At 68.6% G+C, this 24,914-nt stretch carries 27 protein-coding genes; 17 read left to right on the plus strand and 10 right to left on the minus strand.

Annotated features, from left to right (window positions below; all coding sequences use genetic code 11):
- The 3 genes from DQP56_RS25155 to DQP56_RS03740 all read left to right on the plus strand — a co-directional run.
- Positions 1–154 (plus strand): hypothetical protein (locus DQP56_RS25155; RefSeq protein ID WP_234825503.1); only part of this gene is annotated, 154 nt, incomplete at its 5' end.
- Positions 147–1,841, plus strand: a complete 1,695-nt coding sequence (gene lnt / locus DQP56_RS03735; RefSeq protein ID WP_112683644.1) for an apolipoprotein N-acyltransferase — start codon at positions 147–149, stop codon at positions 1,839–1,841. The genes DQP56_RS25155 and lnt, both read left to right, overlap by 8 nt.
- The gene (locus DQP56_RS03740; protein WP_112683645.1) at positions 1,838–2,590 is read left to right on the plus strand and encodes a polyprenol monophosphomannose synthase; all 753 of its coding nucleotides are present in this window, start codon (positions 1,838–1,840) and stop codon (positions 2,588–2,590) included. The genes lnt and DQP56_RS03740 overlap by 4 nt, the downstream gene beginning before the upstream one ends.
- A gap of 13 nt (positions 2,591–2,603) precedes the next feature.
- On the opposite strand, the gene DQP56_RS03745 is transcribed toward DQP56_RS03740, so the two are convergent.
- Complete coding sequence (locus DQP56_RS03745) at positions 2,604–2,939, minus strand: RNA polymerase-binding protein RbpA (RefSeq protein WP_112683718.1); 336 nt, start codon at positions 2,937–2,939, stop codon at positions 2,604–2,606.
- 143 nt (positions 2,940–3,082) lie between these two features.
- Between DQP56_RS03745 and DQP56_RS03750 the strand changes: the two genes are divergently transcribed.
- The gene (locus DQP56_RS03750; RefSeq protein ID WP_112683646.1) at positions 3,083–3,421 is read left to right on the plus strand and encodes a hypothetical protein; all 339 of its coding nucleotides are present in this window, start codon (positions 3,083–3,085) and stop codon (positions 3,419–3,421) included.
- Positions 3,422–3,425: 4 nt separating this feature from the next.
- Here the strand turns inward: DQP56_RS03750 and DQP56_RS03755 are convergent, their stop codons facing one another.
- Complete coding sequence (locus DQP56_RS03755; protein WP_112683647.1) at positions 3,426–4,130, minus strand: hypothetical protein; 705 nt, start codon at positions 4,128–4,130, stop codon at positions 3,426–3,428.
- Between the two features lie 97 nt (positions 4,131–4,227).
- On the opposite strand from DQP56_RS03755, the gene DQP56_RS03760 reads away from it, so the two are divergent.
- Positions 4,228–5,736 (plus strand): carboxylesterase/lipase family protein, encoded by a 1,509-nt coding sequence (locus tag DQP56_RS03760; protein ID WP_112683648.1) that lies wholly within the window; start codon positions 4,228–4,230, stop codon positions 5,734–5,736.
- A gap of 19 nt (positions 5,737–5,755) precedes the next feature.
- On the opposite strand, the gene DQP56_RS03765 is transcribed toward DQP56_RS03760, so the two are convergent.
- A complete protein-coding gene (locus tag DQP56_RS03765) occupies positions 5,756–6,274 on the minus strand; it encodes an RDD family protein (protein ID WP_112683649.1) in 519 nt (172 codons plus the stop codon).
- Positions 6,275–6,360: 86 nt separating this feature from the next.
- Here DQP56_RS03765 and DQP56_RS03770 point away from each other — a divergent pair, with 86 nt between their 5' ends.
- Genes DQP56_RS03770 through DQP56_RS03785 form a run of 4 tightly spaced genes read left to right on the plus strand, consistent with a single transcriptional unit; the run spans position 6,361 to position 8,622 of the window.
- The gene (locus DQP56_RS03770) at positions 6,361–6,774 is read left to right on the plus strand and encodes a DUF2784 domain-containing protein (RefSeq protein WP_112683650.1); all 414 of its coding nucleotides are present in this window, start codon (positions 6,361–6,363) and stop codon (positions 6,772–6,774) included.
- The gene (locus tag DQP56_RS03775) at positions 6,731–7,300 is read left to right on the plus strand and encodes an isochorismatase family protein (protein ID WP_112683651.1); all 570 of its coding nucleotides are present in this window, start codon (positions 6,731–6,733) and stop codon (positions 7,298–7,300) included. Before DQP56_RS03770 ends, DQP56_RS03775 begins: the two co-directional genes overlap by 44 nt.
- Entirely contained in the window at positions 7,300–8,145 is an 846-nt protein-coding gene (locus DQP56_RS03780; RefSeq protein WP_112683652.1) for a ketosteroid isomerase family protein, read from the plus strand. Before DQP56_RS03775 ends, DQP56_RS03780 begins: the two co-directional genes overlap by 1 nt.
- A 33-nt stretch (positions 8,146–8,178) precedes the next feature.
- On the plus strand, positions 8,179–8,622 hold the full coding sequence (locus DQP56_RS03785; RefSeq protein ID WP_112683653.1) for a TOBE domain-containing protein: 444 nt from the start codon (positions 8,179–8,181) through the stop codon (positions 8,620–8,622).
- A 1-nt stretch (position 8,623) separates the two neighbouring features.
- Here the strand turns inward: DQP56_RS03785 and DQP56_RS03790 are convergent, their stop codons facing one another.
- Positions 8,624–8,977 (minus strand): DoxX family protein, encoded by a 354-nt coding sequence (locus tag DQP56_RS03790; RefSeq protein WP_112683654.1) that lies wholly within the window; start codon positions 8,975–8,977, stop codon positions 8,624–8,626.
- A 76-nt stretch (positions 8,978–9,053) separates the two neighbouring features.
- Here DQP56_RS03790 and DQP56_RS03795 point away from each other — a divergent pair, with 76 nt between their 5' ends.
- The 7 genes from DQP56_RS03795 (at position 9,054) to DQP56_RS03825 (ending at position 16,837) form a co-directional block, all read left to right on the plus strand.
- Positions 9,054–9,935: a sigma-70 family RNA polymerase sigma factor gene (locus tag DQP56_RS03795; RefSeq protein ID WP_112683655.1), complete on the plus strand. Its 882-nt coding sequence runs from the start codon at positions 9,054–9,056 to the stop codon at positions 9,933–9,935.
- Positions 9,936–10,019: 84 nt separating this feature from the next.
- On the plus strand, positions 10,020–10,766 hold the full coding sequence (locus DQP56_RS03800) for an ATP-binding cassette domain-containing protein (RefSeq protein ID WP_112683656.1): 747 nt from the start codon (positions 10,020–10,022) through the stop codon (positions 10,764–10,766).
- Positions 10,767–10,768: 2 nt separating this feature from the next.
- Positions 10,769–12,682 carry a YhgE/Pip domain-containing protein gene (locus DQP56_RS03805; RefSeq protein ID WP_112683657.1) on the plus strand — a complete coding sequence of 638 codons (1,914 nt, stop codon included), beginning with the start codon at positions 10,769–10,771 and terminating at the stop codon, positions 12,680–12,682.
- A gap of 11 nt (positions 12,683–12,693) precedes the next feature.
- Positions 12,694–14,034 carry an ABC transporter substrate-binding protein gene (locus tag DQP56_RS03810; RefSeq protein WP_234825495.1) on the plus strand — a complete coding sequence of 447 codons (1,341 nt, stop codon included), beginning with the start codon at positions 12,694–12,696 and terminating at the stop codon, positions 14,032–14,034.
- A gap of 13 nt (positions 14,035–14,047) precedes the next feature.
- Positions 14,048–14,932 (plus strand): carbohydrate ABC transporter permease, encoded by an 885-nt coding sequence (locus DQP56_RS03815; RefSeq protein WP_112683658.1) that lies wholly within the window; start codon positions 14,048–14,050, stop codon positions 14,930–14,932.
- A complete protein-coding gene (locus DQP56_RS03820; RefSeq protein ID WP_112683659.1) occupies positions 14,929–15,768 on the plus strand; it encodes a carbohydrate ABC transporter permease in 840 nt (279 codons plus the stop codon). The genes DQP56_RS03815 and DQP56_RS03820 overlap by 4 nt, the downstream gene beginning before the upstream one ends.
- 4 nt (positions 15,769–15,772) lie before the next feature.
- Positions 15,773–16,837: an ABC transporter ATP-binding protein gene (locus DQP56_RS03825; RefSeq protein ID WP_112683720.1), complete on the plus strand. Its 1,065-nt coding sequence runs from the start codon at positions 15,773–15,775 to the stop codon at positions 16,835–16,837.
- A 24-nt stretch (positions 16,838–16,861) separates the two neighbouring features.
- Here DQP56_RS03825 and DQP56_RS03830 read toward each other — a convergent pair whose 3' ends face one another.
- The 4 genes from DQP56_RS03830 to DQP56_RS03845 all read right to left on the minus strand — a co-directional run bounded on the left by DQP56_RS03830 (position 16,862) and on the right by DQP56_RS03845 (position 21,954).
- Positions 16,862–17,920, minus strand: a complete 1,059-nt coding sequence (locus DQP56_RS03830; RefSeq protein WP_112683721.1) for a tellurite resistance/C4-dicarboxylate transporter family protein — start codon at positions 17,918–17,920, stop codon at positions 16,862–16,864.
- Between the two features lie 164 nt (positions 17,921–18,084).
- Complete coding sequence (locus DQP56_RS03835) at positions 18,085–20,886, minus strand: aconitate hydratase (protein WP_112683660.1); 2,802 nt, start codon at positions 20,884–20,886, stop codon at positions 18,085–18,087.
- A gap of 82 nt (positions 20,887–20,968) precedes the next feature.
- On the minus strand, positions 20,969–21,619 hold the full coding sequence (locus DQP56_RS03840) for a class I SAM-dependent methyltransferase (protein ID WP_112683661.1): 651 nt from the start codon (positions 21,617–21,619) through the stop codon (positions 20,969–20,971).
- Complete coding sequence (locus DQP56_RS03845) at positions 21,619–21,954, minus strand: DUF732 domain-containing protein (RefSeq protein WP_112683662.1); 336 nt, start codon at positions 21,952–21,954, stop codon at positions 21,619–21,621. The genes DQP56_RS03840 and DQP56_RS03845 overlap by 1 nt, the downstream gene beginning before the upstream one ends.
- Before the next feature lie 199 nt (positions 21,955–22,153).
- Between DQP56_RS03845 and DQP56_RS03850 the strand changes: the two genes are divergently transcribed.
- Positions 22,154–22,789, plus strand: coding sequence for a VldE C-terminal domain-containing protein (locus DQP56_RS03850; protein WP_112683663.1), 636 nt, complete (start codon positions 22,154–22,156; stop codon positions 22,787–22,789).
- On the opposite strand, the gene DQP56_RS03855 is transcribed toward DQP56_RS03850, so the two are convergent.
- Both DQP56_RS03855 and DQP56_RS03860 read right to left on the minus strand, forming a co-directional pair.
- Positions 22,777–23,619, minus strand: a complete 843-nt coding sequence (locus DQP56_RS03855) for an SDR family oxidoreductase (protein WP_286167701.1) — start codon at positions 23,617–23,619, stop codon at positions 22,777–22,779. The two genes, DQP56_RS03850 and DQP56_RS03855, sit on opposite strands and share 13 nt — an antisense overlap.
- Before the next feature lie 172 nt (positions 23,620–23,791).
- Positions 23,792–24,868: an NAD(P)H-dependent amine dehydrogenase family protein gene (locus DQP56_RS03860; RefSeq protein ID WP_112683665.1), complete on the minus strand. Its 1,077-nt coding sequence runs from the start codon at positions 24,866–24,868 to the stop codon at positions 23,792–23,794.
- Positions 24,869–24,914: the final 46 nt, after the last annotated feature.

Genomic DNA, 24,914 nt, shown 5'->3' on the forward strand with positions numbered 1-24,914 from the left:
GCCCAGCCGGCTGGCCGTCGAGGCGCCGCGCGACACGGTTCAGCGATGGTCGACCGATCCGCGCTCCCGGGTGCCGGCGCTGCCGGTCCTGGAACCGGGCGACTCACCGCTGTGTCGGCGTACCGTGCACCGGGGCGTGGTGCTGCATGGCTGAGACCACCGCCCCTCCCGACACCGTGGTCGCTGCCGGCCCGAAGCGGTTGGAGCGCCTCGGTATCGCGGCAGCCGACCGCTGGGCCCAACTGGCGGCGTCGGTGTTCGCCGGGATGCTGCTTCGGGCCAGCTTCCCGCCGCTGAACTGGTGGTGGGCGGCGATCCTGGCCTTCGGACTGCTGAGTTGGGTGCTGATCCGCCGCGAGACCACCCTTGCCGGCGGTTTCGGTTACGGCCTGCTGTGCGGCCTGGCGTTCTATCTGCCGCTGCTGCCGTGGGTGGGCGGGCTGGTCGGTGCGCTGCCCTGGCTGATGCTGGCGGTGATGTGCGCGCTGTTTCCCGCCGTGTTCGGGGCGGCGGCGGTGGCGGTGCGCAATCTGGCGGGCTGGCCGGTGTGGTTCGCGCTGCTGTGGGCCGCGCAGGAATGGGCGAAGTCGGTGATCCCCTTCGGCGGATTCCCTTGGGGGGCTGTCGGATACGGCCAGACGGCGGGACCGCTGCTGCCGCTGGTCGCGCTGGGCGGGGTGCCGCTGCTGTCGCTAGCGGTGGCGCTAACCGGCGCTGCCGGGACCGCGCTTACCGTTGAGATCATCCGGTGGCTGCGGTCGGATACACCGCCGACAGCGGACAACGGCCGGCCGCCGGCGGTGCTGCTACCCGGCTTGTGCATCTGTCTGGTGCTGTTGTCGGCGGTCGCGGTGTGGCCCGGGGTGCGCCGCTCCGGCGCGGGCGCCGGTGACGACCCGGCGATCACGGTGGCGGCGGTGCAGGGCAACGTGCCGCGGCTCGGACTGGACTTCAACGCGCAGCGCCGCCAGGTGCTCGACTATCACGTCCGGGAAACGCTGCGGTTGGCCGACGACGTCGAGGCCGGGCGGGTGGCCGCGCCGCTGTTCGTGATCTGGCCGGAGAACGCGTCCGATATCGATCCGATGGCGAACGCCGATGCCGCGCGGGAGATCACCATGGCCGCCCAGGCGATCGATGCCCCAATCCTGGTGGGCACCGTCCGCGCGGCACCCGGCTGGACCCGGGAGAAGCCGGTGGCGACGAACTCGGTGCTGGTGTGGGATCCGCGGACCGGTCCGGGGGAGAGCCACGACAAGCGGATCGTGCAGCCGTTCGGGGAGTACCTGCCATGGCGCGGGTTCTTCCGTCACCTGTCCGGCTACGCCGACCGGGCAGGCTATTTCGTGCCGGGCGACGGCGACGGCGTGGTGCATGTCGCGGGCGTTCCGGTCGGCGTGGCCACCTGCTGGGAGGTGATCTTCGACCGGGCCCCCCGGGAATCGGTGTTGGCCGGTGCCCAGCTGCTGGCCGTGCCGTCGAACAACGCCACGTTCGACGAGGCCATGAGCGAGCAGCAGCTGGCGTTCGCCAAGGTGCGCGCGGTCGAGCATGACCGCTACGTCGTCGTCGCGGGAACCACCGGGATCAGCGCGGTGATCGCTCCCGACGGGCGCGAACTGGCCCGCACGGCATTCTTCGAGCCCGCCTACCTGGACACCCACGTGCGGCTCAAGACCGCGCTGACCCCGGCCACCCGGTGGGCGCCGATCCTGCAGTGGGTGCTGCTCGGCGCGGCTGTTGCGGGCCTGCTGGCGGCAGTACGGCAAAATAGTCGCTTCACATGGTTCAAGCGTCGTAGCACCGGCGCCGATGTTGACTCCGAGGAGCGGCGCCGATGAGTGATCGTCCCAGCCTGCACACGCTGGTGGTGGTTCCCACCTACAACGAGCTGGAGAATCTGCCGATCATCCTCGGCCGGCTGCAGCAGGCCCGCCCGGACGTGCACGTCCTGGTCGTCGACGACGGCAGCCCCGACGGCACCGGCCAGCTGGCCGACGAGCTGGCCGCCGCCGACCCGGACCGCATCCACGTGATGCACCGCACCGCCAAGGCCGGCCTGGGCGCGGCCTACCTCGCCGGTTTCGCCTGGGGGCTGTCCCGCCATTACGAGGTGATCGTCGAGATGGACGCCGACGGCAGCCATGCCCCCGAGCAGCTCTACCGGCTGCTGGAAGCGATCGATGCGGGAGCCGACGTGGCAATCGGTTCGCGCTACGTCGACGGCGGCGCGGTGCGCAACTGGCCGGTGCGCCGCCTGGTGCTGTCCAAGACCGCCAACACCTATGCCCGGCTACTGCTGGGGGTGGGTATCCACGACATCACCGCCGGGTACCGGGCCTACCGTCGCGGGGTGCTGGACAGGATCGGCCTGGACGCGGTGGACTCGAAGGGCTACTGCTTCCAGGTCGACCTCACCTGGCGGGCGGTCAACAACGGTTTCACCATCACCGAGGTGCCGATCACCTTTACCGAGCGCGAACTGGGCGTCTCCAAGATGAGCGGCTCCAACATCCGCGAAGCGATGGTCAAGGTCGCCCGCTGGGGTATCGGCGGCCGGATCAACCGGCTCCGGGGCCGGCGCGGCTGAGAAAACCCGCGAGTCAGCCGCGACGGCGGCTCTTGATCAGGTCCAGGCGCTCCTTGAGCAGCTCTTCGAGGTCCTCGATCGAACGGCGCTCCAACAGCATGTCCCAGTGCGTGCGCGGCGGCTTGACCTTCTTCGGCTCGGGCACGTCGCCCTCGAGCAGGGTGCCCTCCAGGCCGTTGCGGCACATCCAGGTGCCCGGGATCTCCGCGTCGTCGGCGAACGGAACCTCGAACTCTTCACCGTTTTCGGTGCGGTACCGCGCCATCCGGCGCGGCGCCAAGTCATGGTTGCGGTCGGTCTCGTAGCTCACGGCGCCCAGCCGACTGCCCCGCAGTACACGATCAGCCATGACCCACACTCCTTAGAACCTGTTTGTCTTCGAATTCGTCTCGCATTGACAACGCGAGCGGGCCCTGTGCAGTTCCCGGCGCACGCGGCACAGCCCCTAATGATACCGGGATCGGCGCAACGGCCGGACTAAGGTGTTCAGGCGTGCCGCGCAGTCCCCGCCCCCAACCTTGTCGATGGTGCGGCCGCGACGTGGGCGACGCCGGGATCGGCCGGCGCCGACAGTACTGCCGACAATCCTGCCGGCAGCGCGCCTACGAGCAGCGTGCCCTGATCAGCAGCGGTAAGACGACAGCGCTGGCGTCTGATTCGGTGGTGCTCTCCGCCGAGGAGGCGACGGCCTTATCCGACCGGGTGTATCAGGTGCGGTGCGCGGCCGAGGACATCGCGACCGCCCTGGCCGAGGGCGCGCCACGCGATGAGCTGCAGCAGCTGTGCGAGGCGTTGCTGCAGGCCGTCGAATCCGCCGACCGGTGGCGCTGAGGCGTCAGCTGGCGCAGCTGTACAGCTTGCCGGCGTCGGCGGGCGGCGGCACCGGACGCAGGCAGCCGAACACGCCGATGTCTTCCGGGCTGAACCGCACCGCCGAGCGGTGCGCGTAGTTGACGCAGAACAACCCAGCCCGGTCCGCGCGGCAGCGGTAGTCGCCGAACGACAGCACCGCTCCGTCGGGCAGTTCGGCCCCCTGCCCGTGCAGGAACCGGCCCGGGTCGCCGTGAGCCGACCCGACACGCAGCGTGTTGCCGGCGTAGTCGACCCGGCCGCCCTGCCACTGCCCGTAGATCTCCTCGGGCTGCCCCGGCGGGTTCACCAGATCCACCACGCAGGCCAGCGGGCTGTCGGGGGAGTCGGAATCGGTCATGCAATTGGTGGCCTGCCGCGGCGCGGCCGAGACGGTGAACGCGACTTCCTCGATCAGGTCGGTGGTGGCGCCGTCGCGGGACGCGCTGTGATAGCCGGCGGCGTCCACGGGCCGGCCGGCCTCGATCCAGGCGATGACATCGGCGATCGGCGCGCCGGGGGAGGGAGCGGCCGCCGGCTTCGGCGACGTCGAGGCCGGCGAAGGCGCGGATGACGGCGCGGTGGTAGCCGTGGCACTCGACCCGCTCGGGGCCGGCTCCGGCTCATCGACCGTCGCGCGGGAGCATCCGGCGAGCAACAGCAACACGACGATGAGGCCGGTGAGACGCATGCCGTTAGGCTAACCGCCGTGTTCAGGCGGCGGTCCAGCCTCACCTCTCCTTCGTCGAGGTTCGCTAACCGCCGTGCGGTTCGTTACCGTTCGGCTCATGCATGACAACCCTGTGCAGGCCAGTATCGCCACCGGCGTCGTGGAGGGTTTCGCCCGCGACGGGGTGCGCCGGTGGCGTTCCATCCCGTATGCCCGGCCGCCGGTGGGCCCGCTCCGCTTTCGGGCGCCCGAGCCTGCTGAGCCGTGGTCGGGGGTACGTCACTGCCACGGGTTCACCAACTGCGCACCCCAGGCGCGGATGTACACCATGCTGGGCCCGGGCCGCTTCCAGCCGACCAGTGAGGACTGCCTGACCCTCAACGTGGTGGCCCCCGAGGAAGCCGGTGACGGCCCGCTGCCGGTCATGGTGTTCATCCACGGTGGTGGCTACATCCTGGGCAGCTCGGCCACCCCGATCTACGACGGGGCGGCGCTGGCTCGCCGCGGCTGCGTGTACGTGTCGGTCAACTACCGGCTCGGTGCGCTCGGCTGCCTGGATCTGTCGTCGCTGTCGACCTCCGCGGTCACCGTGGACAGCAACCTGTATCTGCGTGATCTGGTGTTGGCGCTGCGCTGGGTCCGCGAGAACATCGCGGCGTTCGGCGGCGACCCCGACAATGTCACCATTTTCGGCGAGAGCGCCGGTGCGCACACCGTCGCCACGCTCCTGGCGGTGCCGCAAGCCGAGGGCCTGTTCGCCCGGGCGATCGCCGAGAGCCCGGCCGCCGGCATGGTTCGCAGTCCCGAGGTTGCCGCGGAGTTCGCCGACCGGTTCGCCGCGCTGCTGGGTGTGCGTTCCCCCGACGCCGCGCACACCCTGCTGCGGGTGTCGCCGGCCGAGCTGCTGGCGGCCCAGGACCGGTTGCTCGCCGACGGCACCCGCGACATGCTCGGCGCGTTCCCGATCGGGCCGATGTTCGGCGACGACCTGTTGCCGCTGGACCCGGTCGAGGCGATGCGGCGCGGTTCGGCCCACCGGGTACCGCTCATCGTCGGCAGCAACGCACACGAGGGCCGGTTGTTCACCCGGTTCTTGAAGATGTTGCCGACGACCGAGCCGATGGTCGAGGCGGTGCTGGCCAACACCGAGGCGGGCGTGCGCGACCGCATCATCGCCGCCTACCCCGATTACCCCGACCGGAAGGCCTGCATCCGCCTGGGCGGCGACTTCGCGTTCAATGCGGCGGTGTGGGAGATCGCCGAAGCGCACGGGGGGCATGCACCCACCTACGTCTACCGCTACGACTACGCGCCGCGGATGCTGCGCTGGTCGGGGATGGGCGCCACGCATGCCACCGAACTGTTCGCCGTGTTCGACGTCTACCGCAGCGGCGGCTTGGGCCGGCTGCTCACCGCTGGCGCGGACCGTCGGGCGGCGATCCGGGTCAGTGGCCAGGTGCAGCGGCGCTGGCTGGCGTTCAGCCGGGACGGGGTGCCCGGCGACGACTGGCCGGCCTACGACCGGTCCGACCGCGCCGTCATGGTGTTCGACCACACGACGCGGGTGGAGTTCGACCCGTCGCCGGAGCGCCGGATGGCCTGGGCGGGGTTCACCTTGGCGCGCTAGCGATCGGGCGCGTCGGCGATCAGGTGCGGATCACCCGGGTGCCGCCGGCCAACTCGTCGTGCTTGCCCTGCTTGGTCGCGCTGCCGCTGATCGTCAGCGCGATCACGACATAGGCGACGAAAGCCAGCAGCGGACCGAGGTAGGGCAGTACCGCCAGCAGCGTGAAGGCGTTGCGGACGGCCGATTGCCCCAGCGTGGGCTTGGACGCACCGTCGGGCCCGCGCACCGCCAGCCCGAGCAACCGTTTGGCCGGGGTGGACCCCTGGGTGACCTCGAACAAGATGAAGTAGCCGTAGGTCAGCACACCGGAGAACAGGCCGGTCACCAGGAACGGATAGTCGTCGGCGAACACGAACAGCGACAGCGCGAAGACCACGATGCTGACCAGCACACCGTCGATGAGCCGGGCCCAGAAGCGCCTGCCCAGTCCACCCGGCTTGTGCCCCCATGCGGGCTGCTGTCCCCAGCCCTGCGGGGGCGGATAGGAGCCGGGCTGGCCATAGCCGGGGCCGTTCGGGCCGAAATCGCCGGTTGCCATCAGATACGCTCCTGACCACGTTGGATGTCCGCCAATGTACCGTGGCGGACCGGGACGATACGGGATTCTGCGGACGGCGAAACGGCATGTACCAAACCGCGGTGGTGGTCATTGTCGCGCTGCACCTGGGGTTCGTCTGCTACGTCGCGGTCGGCGGTTTCCTGGCGGTGCGGTGGCCGCGCAGCATCTGGCTGCACGGCGCGGCGGTGCTGTGGGCGGTGCTCATCGTTGTCGCCCAGCTGGACTGCCCGCTGACCTGGCTGGAGCGTTACGCCCGCGCCCGGGCGGGAATGACACCGCTGCCTCCGGAGGGATTCATCGCCCACTATCTGACCGGCGTGCTCTACCCGGCCGGCTGGAGCGCAGCCATCGAGGCGGCGGTGCTGGCGGCAGTCGGCGTGTCGTGGGTGATCTACGGCCGCGCCGTGCCGCGGCGCCGGCGATACGGTGGTGATCATGCGGGCGCTGATCATCGTCGACGTGCAGAACGACTTCTGTGACGGCGGCGCGCTGCCGGTGACCGGCGCTGTCGAGGTCGCCCGCGACATCACCCGATACCTCGACAGCGAAACCGCACGCGACCACTACCACTACGTCGTGGCGACCAAAGACTGGCACATCGACCCCGGTGGGCACTTCTCGCAGCGTCCGGACTACGTGACGTCGTGGCCGCCGCATTGCCGCGCCGGAACACCCGGTGCGGATCTTCATCCCGCGCTACCCACCGACCGGATCGACGCCGTCTTCACCAAAGGTGACTACGACGCCGGCTACAGCGGATTCGGCGGCGTCGACGACACCGGCACCGCACTGGGCGACTGGCTGCACCGGCGCAACGTGGACCGTGTCGATGTGGTCGGCGTCGCGACCGACTACTGTGTGCGCCGCACCGCCGAGGACGCGGTCCGCGCCGGGTTCGCCACCGCGGTGCTGCCGCAACTGACCGCGGGGGTGGCCGTCGACTCGGCGGCAGCTGCGCTGACGGCGATGCGCAGCGCCGGTATCACCGTGGTGGAGGAAGCCTGATGACGGACGCGATAGCGCAACATCTGCTGGCCACCGTCGAGCAGTCGCCGGCCGCGGCCGCCGCCCACGACCGGGCCGGCTGGGTGGGTCTGTTCAGCGCCGAGGGCCAGGTGGAGGACCCGGTGGGCTCCCGCCCGCACGTCGGTGCCGAACAGATCGGCCGGTTCTACGACACGTTCATCGGTCCGCGCGACATCACCTTCCACCGCGACCTGGACATCGTGCGGGGCACGACGGTGGTGCGCGATCTGGAACTCGAGGTCGCAATGGGGCCGTCGGTGATCATGCACATCCCGGCGATCCTGCGCTATGACCTGACCGAAGATGACCTGACCGAAGACGACCTGACCGAAGACGACCTGACCAGTGCCGGCCGCCGATGGAAGCTGCGGCGGTTGCGCGCCTACTGGGAGCTGCCGGCGATGATGCGCCGGTTCCTCGGCAACGGTGTTGCGGCGGCGCCCGCCACGGTCCAGCTGTCGCGATCACTGCTGCGCAACCAACGCCTCGCCGGGGCCGCCGGGTTCGCCGCCGGATTTCGCCGGCCGGCCGGCCGGGGCAAAAGGCCGGTGCGGGCCTTCCTTGCCGCCGTCTCCTCCGGCGAGTTGTCCACTGTCACTGCGGCGCTATCACCCGCTGTGACAATGACTTATGGCGATGACACCGCCATCGATCTCGCCGAGCTCGCCGCCCGGCTGGTGGGCGCCCGCCCAACGAAGCTGCTGGCGGCCGGCCGCACCGTGGCGGTTTCCCTCAGCGCTGCGCAGCAGCGCGGGGTGCTGTTCGCCGACGTGGACCGCGGGGGCCGGGCGATCACCACGATCCGGTACTTCGCAGAAGACTGAGTCACCGGTCGGGGCGAGGATAAGCTCAACGGCGTGCCAAGCTTTCGAATCGCCGAAGTCGCCGAATTGCTCGGGGTCAGCGACGATACCGTGCGGCGCTGGATCGACTCCGGTCGCCTGTCGGCGTCCACGGGCAGTGGACCTCGGGTGGTCGACGGAGCCGAGCTGGCGCAGTTCGCCCAGGAGCGCGCGTCGGTGGAGCCGGTGTCGCGCAATCCGGTGGTGGGCCAGTCCGCCCGCAACCGGCTGGTCGGGCTGGTCACCAACGTGACTCGTGACACGGTGATGGCGCAGGTCGATGTGCAGGCCGGTCCCTTCCGGCTGGTGTCGCTGGTCAGCCGGGAGGCCGCCGACGAACTGCGGTTGCAGCCCGGCAGCCTGGTCGTCGCCTCGGTCAAAGCCACCAACGTCGTGCTGGAACTGCCGCGCCGGGCTGGTTCCGCCGGTCACACCGATCCGGCGGCCGAGTTCGGATAGCTCAGGCCAGCAGCATCACCAGCGACGCCGTCGACAGCAGTAGGTACACGGCGGGAAAGCCGATGTTGTACCACACGCCGGCCCGCATATGCGTCACGACGGCCCCGATGAAGAAGGCGACCAGCCCGGCCGCGGCGGCCGGACCGATGAGCGGGACGCCCGCCAGTCCGATGAGCAGACCGGCGCCGCCGGCCAGCTTCAGCCCGCCCAGCATCGGCAGCCACGATCGCGGCACCCCGACCTGGGCCGAATTGGCCAGAACGAACGGTGCCGGAATGAAGTCGGCGACGGCGATGGCGATCGTGATGACGGCCGTCACGGTGATGGTCACCAGGTAGAGGGTCGATACGCTCATGATGTTGGTCTTCCTTTCGTCGGCGGATGTGGCTATCCCTGTTCAAATGACGACTCCCGGCCGGCAAAGGTGACCCATGAGCGATGTGAAAGTCCTGGCGGAGCAGTTCGAAGACCTTCGCCACCGCCTGCACGCGGTGGCATTCCACCTGCTCGGATCGAGCGCCGACGCTGACGACGCCGTTCAGTCGGCCTGGCTGAAGGCCAGCGGCGCCGACTTCACCGCGGTGGACAACCTGCCCGGCTGGCTCACCACGATCACCGCCCGCACCGCGATGGACCAGGTGCGGGCGCGTGCCCGGCGCGGCGAGCGACCGTTGTCCGACGCACTCGGCACCGCCGCCGTTCCGGCCGCCGACGAAGCGGTATTGCGCTCCGATGCCGTCAGCCGGGCGCTGCTGGTGGTGCTGGATCGGTTGTCGCCGGCGCAGCGGGTCGCCTTCGTGTTGCACGACGTGTTCGACATACCGTTCGAGCAGATCGGTGAAGTGCTGGATCGGTCGGCGGATGCGGCCAAGAAGCTGGCCAGTCGGGCACGGGCACGATTACATGCCGGGCCGGCCGCCGAACCGCGGCGCCGTGCCGAGCACCTGCGGGTGGTGTCGGCCTTTTTGGCGGCCTCGCGCGGTGGCGACGTCCCGGCGCTGCTCGAGTTGCTGGCACCCGAGGCGGTGCGCCGGGTCGACCCGCTGCTGGTGCCCGCCGACGTGCCCGTCGAGCTGCGTGGTGCCGCCGACATCGCCACCGAGACCCGCCGCTTCACCCACCGGGCCCGCGCCGGTGCGGTGCTGTTGGTCGACGACGCACCCGGCATCGCGATCGCGCCCGGGGGCCGGCTGCTGGCCGTGCTGCGCATCGGCATCGGTGACGACGGGCGCATCGACGCCATCGACATCGTCGGCGATCCCGACCGGCTGCGCCCCTTGACGCTGCGGCTACCGGGAACCGGCCGGGCGTGAACTCCCGCGACGGCTCATCGCCGCGGCCCGGTTCTGCTTGGATGGGTCACGCGAACCGATTCGGCCGTCAATAGGGGGCATCCCATGCCAGAGGAAGTGAAGGCTCCGGCGGAAGCGAAGGCTCCCGCGGAGGCGCCGGTGGCGGTCAAGGCACGCGGCATCACCATGACCGGCCCGTGGGGGCGGGTTTTCGGCCCGCTCGACCTGGACGTCGCGGCCGGCGGGGTCAGCTTGCTGATCGGACCGCCCGGATCGGGACGCACCGCGTTGCTGATGAACCTGGCGGGCCGGATGAAGCCCTCGGCGGGATCGGTCACGGTGTTCGGGCACAGCAAGGCCCGCGACATCTTCGATGTCGCCGCCCTGGCCGGCGTGGAACACCTCGACGCGATCTTCGAGTCGGTCACGGTCCGCGACCTGATTACCGAGCAGATCCGCTGGGACGCAGCCTGGTACCGGCTGGTGCGGCGCGCCGGCGAAGCCGAACGCGACGCCGTGTGCGGGCCGGTCTTCGGTGACCTGCCGCCGCCCCGGCTGGACGACTACGTCGAGCAACTCGACGAACTGACCGGTCTGTTGTTGCGCATCGCGCTGGCCAATACCGCGCGTCCGCCGCTGCTGGTGGTCGGCAGCATCGACCAGGTCACCAGCGACCGCGACCGCCAGGTGCTGGTCGGCCGACTGGTCGAGTTGGGGGAACGCCAGACCGTGATCACCGCCTCGGCCAACGAGCTCCCGGAGGGCTCGGGGGTCGCCGCGCAGATCCACGTCGAACACCTGGGACCGGCCGAAGTCACTGGTCACGGCAGACACGAGAAGAGGGACTCCTGATCATGCTCGCCGGAATGTCGTTGGGCACCGACCTGAAACGCTATTCACGCGGCACCATGCCGCGGGTGGCGCTGCTCACCATCATCGTGCTGCCACTGCTCTACGGCGCCATGTACTTGTGGGCGTTCTGGAATCCATTCGCCGCCATCGACAAGATCCCGGTCGCGCTGGTCAACTCCGACACCGGCGCCACCGTCGAGGGACAGCAGCTGCGGGCCGGCGACGAGGTGACCCGCGGGTTGGTCGACTCCGGCCAGCTCGACCTACACGAGGTGTCGGAAAGTGAAGCCGCCAAAGGGGTTTCCGACGGCACCTATTACTTCTCGATCACGCTGCCGCCAGACTTCAGCGCGGCGGTGGTCTCACCGGCGGGCCCGCACCCGCAGAAGGCGCAGATCCAGTTCCGGTTCAACGACGCCAACAACTACCTGGCATCGGTCATGGGGCAGAACGCCGCCCGCGAGGTGCTCAACCAGGTCGGCGCCAAGGTCGGCCAGCAGGTGATCGGGACCGCGCTGACCCAGGTGACCGACGAGGTCAAACAGGCAGCCGACGGCGCCGGCCGGCTGTCGGAGGGCTCGAAGACGTTGGCCGACAATCTCGGTACGGCACGCGACGGATCTGCCGCGCTCGCCGATGGCAGCCGGCGGTTGTCGGCGGGCATCCAGCAGGCCACTGATCCACTGCTGAAGCTGACCGACGACCTCGACGCCATGGGCTTCGACCCTAACGCCGCCGGAGCCGCCGCGACCGCGTTGAGCGGCAACATCAAAACGGTGTCCGACCGGATCGCCTCGCTCAACGTCAACTACCAGCAGGCCGCCGGGATCGTCAACCAGGTGATGGACGCGTTGCGCGCCAACCCCGACCCGGCGGTGCGCGGGCTCGGGGACACCCTGGCCGGCGCTCAGCGGCTGCTCGCCGTCAAGGGGCTCGACCCGGCCACCGACGAGGGGCTGAACCAGTTGCGCGGCAACGCCCAGCAGCTGGCGGGCGACCTGGCCGACCCGGGTAGCGGGCTGCGCACGTTCATCACCCACGCCCTCGACGGCGGACTCAAGAACGATCTGGTCGCGCTGCGTGACGGCGCAACCGACCTCGACGCCGGGGCGCACCAGCTCAGCGATGGCCTGGTCCAACTCGCCGACGGCAGCAACCGACTCGAGGACGGTGCCAGGCAGTTGGCCGACGGGCTGGGACAGGCGGATCAGCGCGCCTCGACGATCACCGACCAGCAGCGCGTGGAGGTGTCGCAGATCCTGGCCAGCCCCGTCGGTGTCGACATGGACTTCACCCATCACGCCGCCACCTTCGGCACCGGATTCGCCCCGTTCTTTCTGCCGCTGGCATTGTTCATCGGTTCACTAATCATTTGGATGTTGCTGACTCCGTTGCAGACTCGTGCCATCGTCAATGGTCTCGGCGCGGTGCGGGTGGTGCTGGCCTCCTATTGGCCTGCGCTGCTGCTGGGTGTCTGCCAGGTGGTGCTGATGTATGCGGTGGTGCATTTCGGGGTCGGACTGCAGGCGAGCTACGCCGCGGGCACCGTCGCCTTCCTGGCGTTGATCGCCGCGTCGTTCCTGGCGATGATCCAGGCCTTCAACTCGGTGCTCGGCGTCGCGGTCGGTCGGGTGGTCGCGTTGGCGTTCCTGATGTTCCAGCTGGTGTCCTCCGGCGGGGTCTATCCCGTGGAGACGACTGCCAGGCCGTTCCAGATCCTGCACCCCTACGATCCGATGACATACGCCGTCAACGGTTTACGGCAGTTGACCGTCGGCGGTATCGACTCCAGGTTGTGGACGTCGGTGGCGGTGCTGGCCGGCATCCTCGTCGTATCACTGGCCGCCAGCGCCTGGGCCGCGCGCCGAGATCGCCAGTTCACCCTCGAACGTCTCTACCCGCCGATCGAAGTGTGACGGTCGCGCCGGTGCAGCCTTGGAGCGCAACACCGTTGCGGCGCCGCACCGTGCTTCGCGGCGCCGCGGCGCTGGGGCTGGCCGCCGCGGCGCCGTGGCCGTCGGCGTGCGGAGCCGATGACGACGCACTGCGGTTCTTCTTCGCGGCCAACCCGGAGGAGGCCGACGCCCGGATGCGCATCGTGGACGCCTTCCAGCGCCGGCACCCCGACATCCGGGTGCGCACCGTGCTGGCCGGGGGAGACCCCACCCAGCAGATCTCGACGTTCTGCGCCGGCGGCAGATGCCCGGATGTGCTGATGGCCTGGGAGTTCAACTACGCCGAGCTGGCCCAACGCGGCGTGCTGGCGGACCTGAACACGCTGCTGGACACCGACCGCGAGTTCGCCGCGGCGTTGCGCGCCGACAGCATCCCGGCACTGTATGAGACGTTCGGATTCAACGGCGGCCAGTACGCCTTTCCGGAGCAGTGGTCGGGGGCGTTCCTGTTCTACAACACCGCGATCTTCGCCGAGGCCGGCGTCCCGCCGCCGCCGGGACGCTGGGATGAGCCGTGGTCCTTCGGGGAATTCCTGGACACCGCAACCGCACTGACCCGGCGCGCCGCCAACGGCAGAGTCACCCGTTGGGGGTTCGTCGACACCTGGTCACCGCCGTATTCGGCGGCGTTGTTCGGCATGAACAACGGCACGCCCTGGGCGGTGCCGCGGTTCAACCCCACCCACCTCAATTACGACGACGACGGCTTCCTCGCCGGCATCCAGTTCTACGCCGACCTGGCAAACGTGCATCGCGTGGCGCCGGCCGCCTCCGACACCCAGGCGATGTCCACCATGGGCTTATTCACCGCGGGCAAGGCGGCGATGGCGCTGGGCGGGCATTGGCGCTACCAGACTTTCGCCCGGGCCGAGGATCTCCAGTTCGATGTGGCGGTGCTGCCGACGGGGCCGGCCGCGGCCGCCAAGGGCCTGGCCGCCCGCTCGGCCATCGGCAGCACCGGCCTGGCGATCGCCGCCGCCAGCCGCCACCGCCGGCAGGCGTGGGAGTTCGTCAAGTTCGCCGCGGGCCCGGTGGGCCAATCGCTGATCGGGGAGTCCGGGCTGTTCGTGCCGGTGCTGCGATCCGCGATCGCCGCGCCCGGGTTCACCGCCGCCCACCGCGGGATCACCAATCTGGCCGTGCTCACCGGCGGCCCGGCCCACTCCGAGGGACTGCCGGTCTCGCCGGACTGGCAGCGGGTACATGCCTTGATGGACCGCGCGATCGGGCCGGTGCTGCGCGGAAAGCGCCCGGCCGCCACCCTCAAGACCGGTCTGTCACCCCAGATCGACGAATTGTTGGCGTCCCAATGAATCCCACACGAGCATGAACCCGACACGCAGGCGGGCACGGGCGGGCCGGTGGTTCATCGCCCCGAATCTGGCGGCGGTCACGGTGTTCATGGCGTTTCCGCTGGCGTTCTCCCTCTATATGAGCTTTCAGCAGTGGGATCTGTTCACGCCACCGAAGTTCGTCGGCGTAACGAACTACTCCGATCTGTTGACCGGGGACCCGCTGTTCGGCATCGCGGTCCGCAACACCACGGTCTTCACCGTCGGCACGGTGGTGCCGACGGTGGTCATCAGTCTGGCGGTGGCCGGATTGCTGAACCGGGCGGTCAGGGGCATCGGGTTGTTCCGCGCGATCGCCTTCCTGCCGTTGGCGGTGTCCTCGGTGGTGATCGCGGTGGTGTGGCAGTTCGTGTTCAACACCGACAGTGGCCTGCTCAACATCATGCTCGGCTGGTCCGGTGTTTCGCCGGTGCCGTGGCTCACCGAGCCGCACTGGGCGATGGCATCGCTGTGCCTGGTCAGCGTGTGGAAGAGCGTGCCGTTCGCGACGGTGATCCTGTTGGCGGCCATGCAGGGTGTTCCCGAGTCGCTGCACGAGGCGGCCCGCATCGACGGCGCCGGGGAGGTCCGGCGCTTCGTGTCGATCACGGTGCCGATGATCCGGGGCGCACTCTGGTTCGTGGTGGTGATCTCGGTCATCAACGCATTTCAGGCGTTCGACCTGGTCTATGTGCTCACCGGCAGCAGCGGCGGCCCGGAGACCGGCACCTATGTGTTGGCCATCATGCTGTTTCAGCACGCGTTCGCGTTCCTGGACTTCGGTTACGCATCCGCGCTGGCGTGGCTGATGTTCGCCGTGCTGCTGGTGTTGACGATCATCCAACTGCGGTTGTCGCGGCTAAACACGGTGGACCAGTGACGGGGCGGCCGGTGCGGCACCGCATCACCGGACTGCTGGGCGTGTACGCCGGGTTGGCCGGCGTCGCGGCATGTGCGCTGTTCCCGATCCTGTGGGCACTGTCGGGGTCACTGAAACGCCAGGCCGAGATCAGCCTGCCGACGCTGTTGCCGGCGCATCCGCAGTGGTCGAACTACCTCGAGGTGTTCGCCCGGATGCCGTTCTGGCGGATGTTTTTCAACACCGTGCTCTACGCCGGTTGTGTGACGGTAGGGCAGGTCTTCTTCTGCTCGCTGGCCGGCTATGCCTTCGCCCGGCTGCCGTTCACCGGTCGCGACACCCTGTTTGTGCTGTACCTGGCCACGTTGATGGTGCCGCTGACGGTCACGGTGATTCCGCAGTTCATCTTGATGCGCGTGTTCGGCTGGACCGACACCGTGTGGGCGATGATCATCCCCGGACTGTTCGGCAGCGCGTTCGGCACCTATCTGATGCGGCAGTTCTTCGCGACGCTGCCCGTCGACCTCGAGGAGGCGGCCATTCTCGACGGCTGTTCGCCGTGGGGCGTCTACTGGCGGATTCTGCTGCCGCACGCCAAACCGGCGGTGATGGTGTTGGCGGTACTGACCTGGATCAACGTCTGGAACGATTTCTTGTGGCCGCTGTTGATGATCCAACGCGAGGAGATCGCCACCCTTACCCTCGGACTGGTGTGGATGCAGGGGGAGTACGTCGCGGAATGGCCGGTGCTGATGGCAGCGTCCATGCTGATGTTGGCGCCGTTGATCCTGATCTACGCCGTGGCGCAGCGCGCCTTCATCAGCGGGATCGCCGCCACCGGATTCGGTGGGCGGTAGCGCAGTGGCGGCGGTGACTTTCGATTCGGTGACCCGGCGCTATCCCGGTGCCGACCGGCCCGCGCTGGACAAGCTGAACCTATCGGTCGAGGACGGCGAGTTCATGGTGCTCGTCGGGCCGTCCGGCTGCGGCAAGACGACCACGCTGCGGGTGCTCGCCGGCCTGGAACCCGTTGACGCCGGCCATATCTTCATCGGCGACGACGAGGTGACCGAAACCGACCCCGGCCATCGCGACATCGCCATGGTGTTCCAGAACTACGCGCTGTATCCGCACATGACGGTGGCGCAGAACATGGGTTTTGCGCTCAAGGTAGCCAGGACCCCGAAAGCCGAGATCCGCGCCCGGGTGCTCGAGGTGGCCCGGCTGTTGGGGCTGCAGGACCACCTGCAGCGCAAGCCCAAGGACCTGTCCGGGGGTGAACGCCAGCGGGTCGCGATGGGCCGGGCGATCGTGCGGCGCCCGCAGGTGTTCCTGATGGACGAGCCGCTGTCGAATCTGGATGCCATGCTGCGGGTGCAGACCCGCAATCAGGTCGCCGAACTCCAACGCCGGCTGGGCATCACCACCGTCTACGTCACCCACGACCAGGTGGAGGCGATGACGATGGGTGACCGGGTGGCGGTGTTGCGCGGCGGGGTGCTGCAGCAGTGCGCAACGCCACGCGAGCTGTACCGCAAGCCGGCCAACGTGTTCGTCGCCGGATTCATCGGCTCGCCGGCGATGAACCTGTTCACCGTCCCGGTTGTCGAGGGCGGGTTCGCGCTGGGCGGCCACACCGTGGCTCTGCCGCGCGAAAGCGGTTCGGCCGCAGCCGACCTGATTGTCGGTGTCCGGCCGGAGCAGCTGCACCTCGCCGATCGTGGGATCGGGGTCGAGGTCGACTTCGTCGAGGAACTGGGTGCCGACGCCTACCTGTACGGTCGGACCGTCGGCCCGCAGCCACCACAGTCGGTGGTGGCCCGGGTTCCGGGCGGCACCGATGTGGGCCGGGGCTCCCGGTTGTCGCTGCAGCTCGACGTGGCGGACCTGCACTTGTTCACCGCCGACGGCGCCCGGCTGGATTAATGCGAGCCTGATCCGCGCCTGCGGCTAGCGTGCCCGCTTGGGCGCTTCGGGGACCAGCGTCACCGCGAGGTGGTGCAGCATCAGGACAAACGTTATGGCCCAGGCGGCCAGCGCGATCCAGCTCTGCACCGAGCCGATGTAATAGACGATCGGCAGGTGGTCGGCCTGCCCGAGATAGTGGCTGCCCACCCCGTACATTCCCAACGGGAAGATCACGCTCCACCACGGGGCCTCGTAGCGCAGGGAGATGCGGTGCACCACATGCCGCCATACGCCGGCGGCGATCAACGGCGGGATCAGCCAGGTGCCGAAGGCCCAGAACATCACCGACGTTCCGGCGATGAGGCCGCGGGTCGCGGTGACCATCGGCGCCTCGGCCATCTCGACGATCCGTGCGCCTGCCAGGACGGTGATCGCGGTGGCGCCCATCGCCACCCAGTACTGCGGGATGAGATCCCGTGGCAACAGCGGATAGAGCAGCAGGCGCAGCGCCACGAAGATCCCGGCGGCGCCGTAGAGGAACACCCCGATCGACCACGAGACCACCGCCAGCAGCGCCAGACTCTGACGCCAGGGCTCATCGATCTCCACCTCGAGGACCGCGGCCAGCACCGCGACGGATTGGCTGGCGACCACCCAGATGAACCAGGTGCCGTTGGCGCGCCGCACGACCGGCCGCTCCGAGGTGCCCAGCACGGCGGTCCAGGGAATGAGATAGCCGAGCACCAGCCAGGCCAGCGTGCTGACCGACAGCAGGCCGACCGCAACACCGGTGTGACCGTCGATGACGAGCCGGGCCCCCAGCACGTTGGTCGCCGACACGAAGGTGAACAACCCGAACGCGCGACCGGAGTCCGACAGGTCGGCCCGGAATTCGTGGCGAAAGGCGATGAGCCGCACCGCCGATACCGCCACCAGCACCAGATAGGACAGCACCGTCACCCACAGCAGCGGGACCGACAACCAGTAGGCGTCCTGGTGGTACATGGCCATCGACACCATTCCACTGGCCATCACCAGCGCGAAATAGCCCGGGTTGAGGGTCCGTACCGCCTCCCGGGTGCCGGCCGTCGGCCCTGTCATCGTTGCGCCCACCCGGCTCCCGCCCCTTTCCTCGCGTAGTGAAAGCGTGTCTGGGTATACCACCGGGCCGCATTCCGCGATGGCGGGTTAGGGGCAATCGACACCGATCTCTACGCTGTCGCCCACCCCGCCGGAAGTAGATCGCGCAACGATGTTCTTGCGATTCAGTCGAGCAGCTGCCGCAGCACGTACTGCATGATGCCGCCGTGCCGGTAGTAGTCGGCCTCACCGGGGGTGTCGATGCGCACCTTGGCGTCGAACTCCACCGATCCCGCCTTCACGTGCACCGTGTCGGGGATGGCGTCGTCCAGGGCGGTCACGCCGGTGATGTCGAAGGTCTCCTCACCGGTCAGGCCGAGCGAGTCGGCGTCGGCGCCGTCGGGGAACTGCAGCGGCAGGACCCCCATCCCGATCAGGTTGGAGCGGTGGATGCGCTCGTAGGACACCGCCAGCACCGCTCGCACGCCAAGCAGCACGGTGCCCTTGGCGGCCCAGTCGCGGGACGAGCCGGACCCGTATTCCTTGCCGGCCAGGATCACCAACGGCACCCCGGCGTCGAGGTAGTTGACCGACGCGTCGTAGATGGTGCTGACCGGAGCGTCCGGTTGGGTGAAGTCGCGGGTGAAGCCGCCCTCGGTGCCGGGCGCCAGCTCGTTGCGCAGCCGGACGTTAGCGAACGTGCCGCGGATCATCACCTCGTGATTGCCGCGCCGGGAGCCGTAGGAGTTGAAATCCTTGCGCTCAATACCGTGCGCGGACAAGTACTTTCCCGCGGGTGAGTCATACCGGATCGACCCGGCCGGGCTGATGTGGTCGGTGGTGACCGAGTCGCCGAGTTTGGCCAGCACCCGGGCCCCGGTGATGTCGGTGACGGGTTGCGGTTCGCGGGTCATGCCGTCGAAGTACGGCGGCTGGCGCACATAGGTGGAGTCGGGATCCCAGGAGAACGTGTCGCCCTCCGGCACCGTCATTCCGCGCCAGCGCTCGTCGCCGGTGAAGACATCGGCGTAGCTGGCGGTGAACATCTCGGCCTGCAGATTGTCGTCCACCACCGCGGCGATCTCCTCGGTGGTGGGCCAGATGTCACGCAGATACACCGGCTCGCCGTCGCTGCCGGTTCCGATCGGGTCGGTGAGCAGATTGATCCGCAGCGTGCCGGCCAGTGCATAGGCGACCACCAGCGGCGGCGAAGCCAGGAAGTTCATCCGGGTGTCCGGGTGGATACGGCCCTCGAAGTTTCGGTTGCCGGACAGCACCGAACACACGGTCAGATCGTTGTCGACGACGGCCTTGCCCACCTCGGGGATCAGCGGGCCGGAGTTGCCGATGCAGGTGGTGCAGCCGTAGCCGACCAGGTTGAAGCCCAGCTTGTCCAGGTACGGGGTCAGGCCGGCGCGGTCGTAGTAGTCGGTTACCACCCGCGATCCGGGTGCCAGGGTGGTCTTCACCCACGGCTTGCGCGACAGCCCCTTCTCGACGGCGTTGCGCGCCAGCAGCGCCGCACCCACCATCACCGACGGGTTGGAAGTATTGGTGCACGAGGTGATGGCGGCGATCACCACATCGCCGTTGCCGATGTCGGTGCGGGTGCCGTCGGCGAGCTCGACGGCCACCGACTCCGACGGCCAGTCCAGGGCGGCGCAGTCGCTGTCAGGCAGGCGTGGTTTGCCCTCGGGCTGCGACCGGTCACCGAAGGCGATGGGGTCGCTGGCGGGGAATGAGTCCGCGGACGCTTCGTCGAGGTCTGACAGCGCCTGTTCGGTGGTTTCGGTGCCGCCGAGCAGTGCGCAGACCGTCTGCGGAGCCAACCGCAGCGGGATGCGGTCCTGCGGACGTTTGGGCCCGGCGATCGACGGCTCGACGGTGCTGAGGTCCAGCTCCAGGATCTGCGAGTAGGTGGGCTCACGGTCGGGCTCGTGCCACATGCCCTGTTCTTTGGCGTAGGCCTCGACCAGCTTGATCTGGTGCTCCGAGCGCCCGGTCAGGCGCAGGTAGTCGCAGGTAACGCCGTCGATCGGGAAGATCGCGCAGGTAGCCCCGTACTCCGGGCTCATGTTGCCGATGGTGGCCCGGTTCGCCAACGGCACATTGGCCACGCCGGGGCCGAAGAACTCGACGAACTTGCCCACCACGCCGGTGCGCCGCAACAGTTCGGCGACGGTAAGTACCAGGTCGGTGGCGGTGGTGCCGGGCTGCAGTTCGCCGCTGAGCTTCAGACCGACCACCTGGGGGATCAGCATGCTCATCGGTTGCCCCAGCATGGCCGCCTCGGCTTCGATGCCGCCGACACCCCAGCCCAGCACGCCGAGGCCGTTGATCATCGGGGTGTGCGAGTCGGTGCCGACCAGCGTGTCCGGGTAGGCCTGCGGCCCTTCGTCGGTGTCACGGGTGAACACCACGCGGGCCAGGTATTCCAGGTTGACCTGGTGGCAGATGCCGGTGTCGGGCGGCACCACCGAGAAGTCGTCGAAGGCCTGCTGGCCCCAGCGCAGCAGTTGGTAACGCTCGGCGTTGCGCTCGAACTCCAGTTCGGCGTTGATGGCGAACGCGTCGGCGCGGCCGAAGACGTCGGCGATCACCGAGTGGTCGATCACCAGCTCGGTCGGGCACAGCGGGTTGATGCGTTTGGTGTCGCCGCCCAGCTCCGCGATCGCGTCGCGCATCGCCACCAGGTCGACGACGCACGGGACGCCGGTGAAGTCCTGCATCAGCACGCGGGCCGGGGTGTAGGCGATCTCCCGGCCGTGCTCGGCTTTCGGGTCCCAGGCGGCCAGCGCGTTGATCTGATCGGCGGTCACCAGCCGGCCGTCCTCGTTGCGCAGCAGATCCTCCAGCAGCACCTTGAGGCTGTAGGGCAATCGCGCCGAGCCGTCGATGCGGTCGAGCCGCCGAATCTGATAGCTGGTGTCGTCGACGGACAGCTGGTCTTTGGTTCCGAAGCTGTCCAGAATGGTCTGCGCGGCCATGGTGGCCCCTCTCGCTGGGCGAATCGGGATACCACCGACCTTAGTCCGCATCAGCGGCGCGGCCAGCAGAAAATCGGCTCTACTATTTGTGGACGGCGAAATGGGTGATCGCGCCGGAACATTCGAGCTCGTCGATCGTAAGACCGGCGTCGGTGAACCACCGCCGGGCGTCGGCCAGGGTGCCGCCGGGCCCGAAGGTGCCGCTGGCCCGCATCAGCACCATGTAGGCGTCAGCGCGGGGAACCTGCCCGCGGGTGGCGAAATCGCCGACCAGCCGGCCGCCCGGTTTGAGGCAACGGGCGATCTCGCGGATGGCGGCGGCCGGGTCGGGTAGACAGTGCAGCCCGTTGAAGCTCACGCACAGGTCGAATTCGTCGTCGGCGAACGGGATCGCCTCGATGCTCGCCTCGACGAATTCGACGGGGCTATGCGGCAGTCGCCGGCGGGCGAGGTCGAGCATGCCCGCCGAGATGTCCATCGCCACGTAGCGCACGTGTTTGCCGGGAACCAGGCGGGCGATGGTGATGCCGCCGCCGCAGGGCACATCGAGTACAGCTGAGCCGTCAGGCAGCTCCGCGACGACGTCCATGGCCTGATAGATGCGGTCGACGTCGGTGCCGAAGAGCAGCCGGCCGAAGACGCGGGCCAACGCGGGGCGTTCGATCGCGCGGGCATAGGCCGCGCCCACGGTCGCGGCGAAGAGCCTGTTCTGCCAGAGCCGGCTGACGTTCATCAGCCTTGCTGGGCGGCGGCCTGTTCCAGCACCGGCCGCTTGTCCGGGCAGTAGGTGTGGATGGCCGCGCCCAGGAACTGCCAGACCTGCGGCTGGGTGGTGCCCTTCTGCAGGTTCGGGGTGATGAAGCGGACCGACTTGGCCGCGTCGCCGTCCACGCCCTTGTCGAGGCGCTCGCAGACGATCTTGCCCAGCCACGCGTTGTAGTCCCGCGGGCCGTAGATGCCGTAGGTGTGCAGTTCGTGGGCGAAATCAATGTCGGGGTCGGCCTGCGCCGGTGCGGCCAGCGCCACCGCCAAGCCCAGCACCGCCGCGGCGATGGTCGTCGACTTCATGAGTTGCAGTGTAGACCCGGCTGGTTAGGTGGGCTTCCTTTGCGGTCACCGGTGCGCTCGGGCACGCCGCGCCCACCTGGGTGAATGGCGAATTCGGGGCGGCGGGAAACCCATTCCGGTGTGACGAGTCAGACATAAGGAATTTATGAGGTTTATAAATTTGTGACTATTAGCCGAATTTCTCGTATCCTGGCTTCCCGTGGGCCGACATGAGTTAGCCAGGAAGCGCCAACGGTCATCGGTTTGGATGGCTGCGCTCATCGCACCAGCAGCAATGTTCTTTGCTGTGGGAGGCAGCGCCAATACTACGGTCGCGAAAGACGCCGATCCGGTGGTTGCTGTGGACGATTCACCGGGCGGATTGCAGTTGGTTGCGGCTCCGGCCGATTACCTGCGGCAGGGCAGTCCGGAAGGCGTTGCCGCGGCCTCGCGAATGCGGATGGTGTCGCGCTTTCTGCCCGCCGGCGTCGCCTCCGAACGCGGCCTCCAGGTCAAGACGATCCTGGCCGCCCGCAGCATCAGTGACGCCTTTCCGCAGATTCACCAGATCGGTGGTGTGCGCGCCGACGCCTTGCGCTGGCACCCCAATGGCCTGGCGCTCGATGTCATGATCCCCAACCCCGGCAGCGCCGACGGCATCGCGCTCGGCGACGCGATCGTGGCCTACGTGATGGAGAACGCCGATCGGTTCGGCCTGCAGGACGCCATCTGGCGGGGGATGTACTACACGCCCGGCGGCGGGGCGCAGCGCGGCGGCTACGGCCACTACGACCATGTCCACGTCACCACCACCGGTGGCGGATATCCCAGCGGCAGCGAGGTCTACCTGCGCTGAGGCTGCCGGTCGACGAAGAAATCCATCAGCGGCTCGGGCCCGCCGCCGTAAACCGAGAAATCCGTCACGCCGGCCTCGGCCAGCACATCGGCATCGATGAAGCACTGTCCGCTGGCTTCTGCGGCCGAGCGGCGCAGGATCGCCACGGCGGCGTCCGCCATGATCTGTGGGCTGCGTGCCTTCTCCAGCAGCTCGCCGCCGTCGGGGGAGTTGGCCACCGCCGATGTCGCGATGTAGGTCTCCGGCCACAGGCAGTTGGCCGCGATGCCGGCGTCGGCGTATTCAGCAGCCCAGCCCAGGGTCAACAACGTCATGCCGTACTTGGACAGCGTGTAGGACGGATGCACGCCCAGCCAGTACGGGTTCATGTTGATCGGGGGAGCGATCGTCAACACGTGCGGTGCAGCAGAGCGCTGCAGGTGCGGCAGGCACGCCTTGGTCAGTAGGAACGTCCCGCGGACGTTGATGTCCTGCATCAGGTCGAACTTCTTGGCGGACAGCTTGTCCGTCGGTTCGGTGGCGATCGAGCTGGCGTTGTTCACGCAGACGTCGATGCCGCCGAACCGGTCCACTGCGGCATCGACGGCGCGCTGCACGTCCTCTTCGCTGCGCACGTCTCCGACGACGGCCAGGGCTTTGCCGCCGGCCGCTTCGATCTCGGCCGCGGCGGTGTGCACCGTGCCGGGCAGTCGCGGGTGCGGTTGGGCGGTCTTGGCCAACAGCACCACGTTGGCGCCCAACCGAGCGGCGCCCAAACCGATCGCCAATCCGATACCACGGCTGCCGCCGGACACCACCATGGTGCGGCCGGAGAATTCGCTGCCTGCCACCCGCTGACTCCTCGCTTGTCGATGCATTGCCGCAGGGTTTATCCGAGCGGATTCGCCCGCCCCGCGCCCGACCGCAAGAGTGACAGTTTGGTGCGAAATTGTAAAGTTCGTCAGCTGTCTGCCGCAGCCTTGAGCACGGCGACCGACACCCGGTTGCGCGCCGGGCCGGTGCTCACCAGATCAGTCCTTTGACCATGGCGACCTGGGGGATGTCCTCGACGGCGATCAGCCCGGCCGGAGCATCACAGACCCAGTCGATCACGTTGACGATGCGCGCCGCCGTGGAGATACAGCCGGCGTCGGTCGGGTCGTAGGCGGGGTGCGAGAGCGCGGTGTTGATCTCCACCCGCGGCTCACCTTCGACGACGACCCGGTGTACTCCGATCTGGCCGTCCGGTGGGTACTCCCAGTCGGGCGCCGACGCCGGAGTGAGGCGGGTGATGTGCTCCATGGTGATGACCGGTGCACCGTTGATCACTCCCTCGACGGCGAACCGGGCGGCGGCCAGCTGCCCGGGCTCCACCGTGGTCATGGCGCATTCGATGCGATCGGTGGCGTACCAGGCATCGGCGCGTTGCCGCACCTCGTCCAGCTCGATTCCCAGATGTCGGGCAAGATTTCGCACCGGACCACCCCACATGGAGGTGATCACGCCGGGTAAGAACAGTGCCGGCGTCGCATCGCTGTCGCGGGGCAGTCCGAAACCCATGGTCTTTCCGGTGAATTCGAAGTCGTCGTAGTTGCCGTAGTCGAAGATCTCTTGCACCGTCACGGATGTGATGCGGGTGGCCAAGCTCATGGCCGCCAGCGCCTCGGTGTCGCCGGAATACCCGGGATCCACTCCGTTGACGTAGAGGGAGGAGTTTCCGGCCTTGCAGGCCTGCGCCAGCGGTTCGCGCAGCCAGTCGTCGGCCTCGTGCGGCGTGACCATCCAGACCAGCGACGAGGCGACGACGTTGACGCCGGCGGACAAGAACGCCGCCAGCTGTTCGATCGCTTCGAGCGGACGCGTCTCGGCCTGCGCCGTGTACACCACGCAGTCGGCGCCGAGCGCCAGCAGCGCATCGATGTCGTCGGTGGCGAGCACACCGGTGGGTTCACGGCGGCCGCAGAGTTCGGCCGCATCGCGACCGATCTTGTCCGGACTCGAGGCGTGCACGCCCACCAGCTCCAGATCCGGCCGGCCGATGATCGCCCACAACGAATGGCGTCCGACGTTGCCGGTGGAGAACTGAACTACTCTGCGCATCCTCAGTCCGTTCAATTCGGGGGCCCGGATGATGGACGGTAACCAG

This window comes from Mycolicibacter senuensis (assembly GCF_003284925.1).
Lineage (GTDB): Bacteria > Actinomycetota > Actinomycetes > Mycobacteriales > Mycobacteriaceae > Mycobacterium > Mycobacterium algericum_A.

Coding starts and splice junctions, on each gene's coding strand:
- lnt (WP_112683644.1), top strand. CDS start 147: ATGGCTGAGACCACCGCCCCTCCCGACACCGTGGTCGCTGCCGGCCCG.
- DQP56_RS03740 (WP_112683645.1), top strand. CDS start 1,838: ATGAGTGATCGTCCCAGCCTGCACACGCTGGTGGTGGTTCCCACCTAC.
- DQP56_RS03745 (WP_112683718.1), bottom strand. CDS start 2,939: ATGGCTGATCGTGTACTGCGGGGCAGTCGGCTGGGCGCCGTGAGCTAC.
- DQP56_RS03755 (WP_112683647.1), bottom strand. CDS start 4,130: ATGCGTCTCACCGGCCTCATCGTCGTGTTGCTGTTGCTCGCCGGATGC.
- DQP56_RS03760 (WP_112683648.1), top strand. CDS start 4,228: ATGCATGACAACCCTGTGCAGGCCAGTATCGCCACCGGCGTCGTGGAG.
- DQP56_RS03765 (WP_112683649.1), bottom strand. CDS start 6,274: ATGGCAACCGGCGATTTCGGCCCGAACGGCCCCGGCTATGGCCAGCCC.
- DQP56_RS03770 (WP_112683650.1), top strand. CDS start 6,361: ATGTACCAAACCGCGGTGGTGGTCATTGTCGCGCTGCACCTGGGGTTC.
- DQP56_RS03775 (WP_112683651.1), top strand. CDS start 6,731: ATGCGGGCGCTGATCATCGTCGACGTGCAGAACGACTTCTGTGACGGC.
- DQP56_RS03780 (WP_112683652.1), top strand. CDS start 7,300: ATGACGGACGCGATAGCGCAACATCTGCTGGCCACCGTCGAGCAGTCG.
- DQP56_RS03790 (WP_112683654.1), bottom strand. CDS start 8,977: ATGAGCGTATCGACCCTCTACCTGGTGACCATCACCGTGACGGCCGTC.
- DQP56_RS03795 (WP_112683655.1), top strand. CDS start 9,054: ATGAGCGATGTGAAAGTCCTGGCGGAGCAGTTCGAAGACCTTCGCCAC.
- DQP56_RS03800 (WP_112683656.1), top strand. CDS start 10,020: ATGCCAGAGGAAGTGAAGGCTCCGGCGGAAGCGAAGGCTCCCGCGGAG.
- DQP56_RS03805 (WP_112683657.1), top strand. CDS start 10,769: ATGCTCGCCGGAATGTCGTTGGGCACCGACCTGAAACGCTATTCACGC.
- DQP56_RS03815 (WP_112683658.1), top strand. CDS start 14,048: ATGAACCCGACACGCAGGCGGGCACGGGCGGGCCGGTGGTTCATCGCC.
- DQP56_RS03830 (WP_112683721.1), bottom strand. CDS start 17,920: ATGACAGGGCCGACGGCCGGCACCCGGGAGGCGGTACGGACCCTCAAC.
- DQP56_RS03835 (WP_112683660.1), bottom strand. CDS start 20,886: ATGGCCGCGCAGACCATTCTGGACAGCTTCGGAACCAAAGACCAGCTG.
- DQP56_RS03840 (WP_112683661.1), bottom strand. CDS start 21,619: ATGAACGTCAGCCGGCTCTGGCAGAACAGGCTCTTCGCCGCGACCGTG.
- DQP56_RS03845 (WP_112683662.1), bottom strand. CDS start 21,954: ATGAAGTCGACGACCATCGCCGCGGCGGTGCTGGGCTTGGCGGTGGCG.
- DQP56_RS03860 (WP_112683665.1), bottom strand. CDS start 24,868: ATGCGCAGAGTAGTTCAGTTCTCCACCGGCAACGTCGGACGCCATTCG.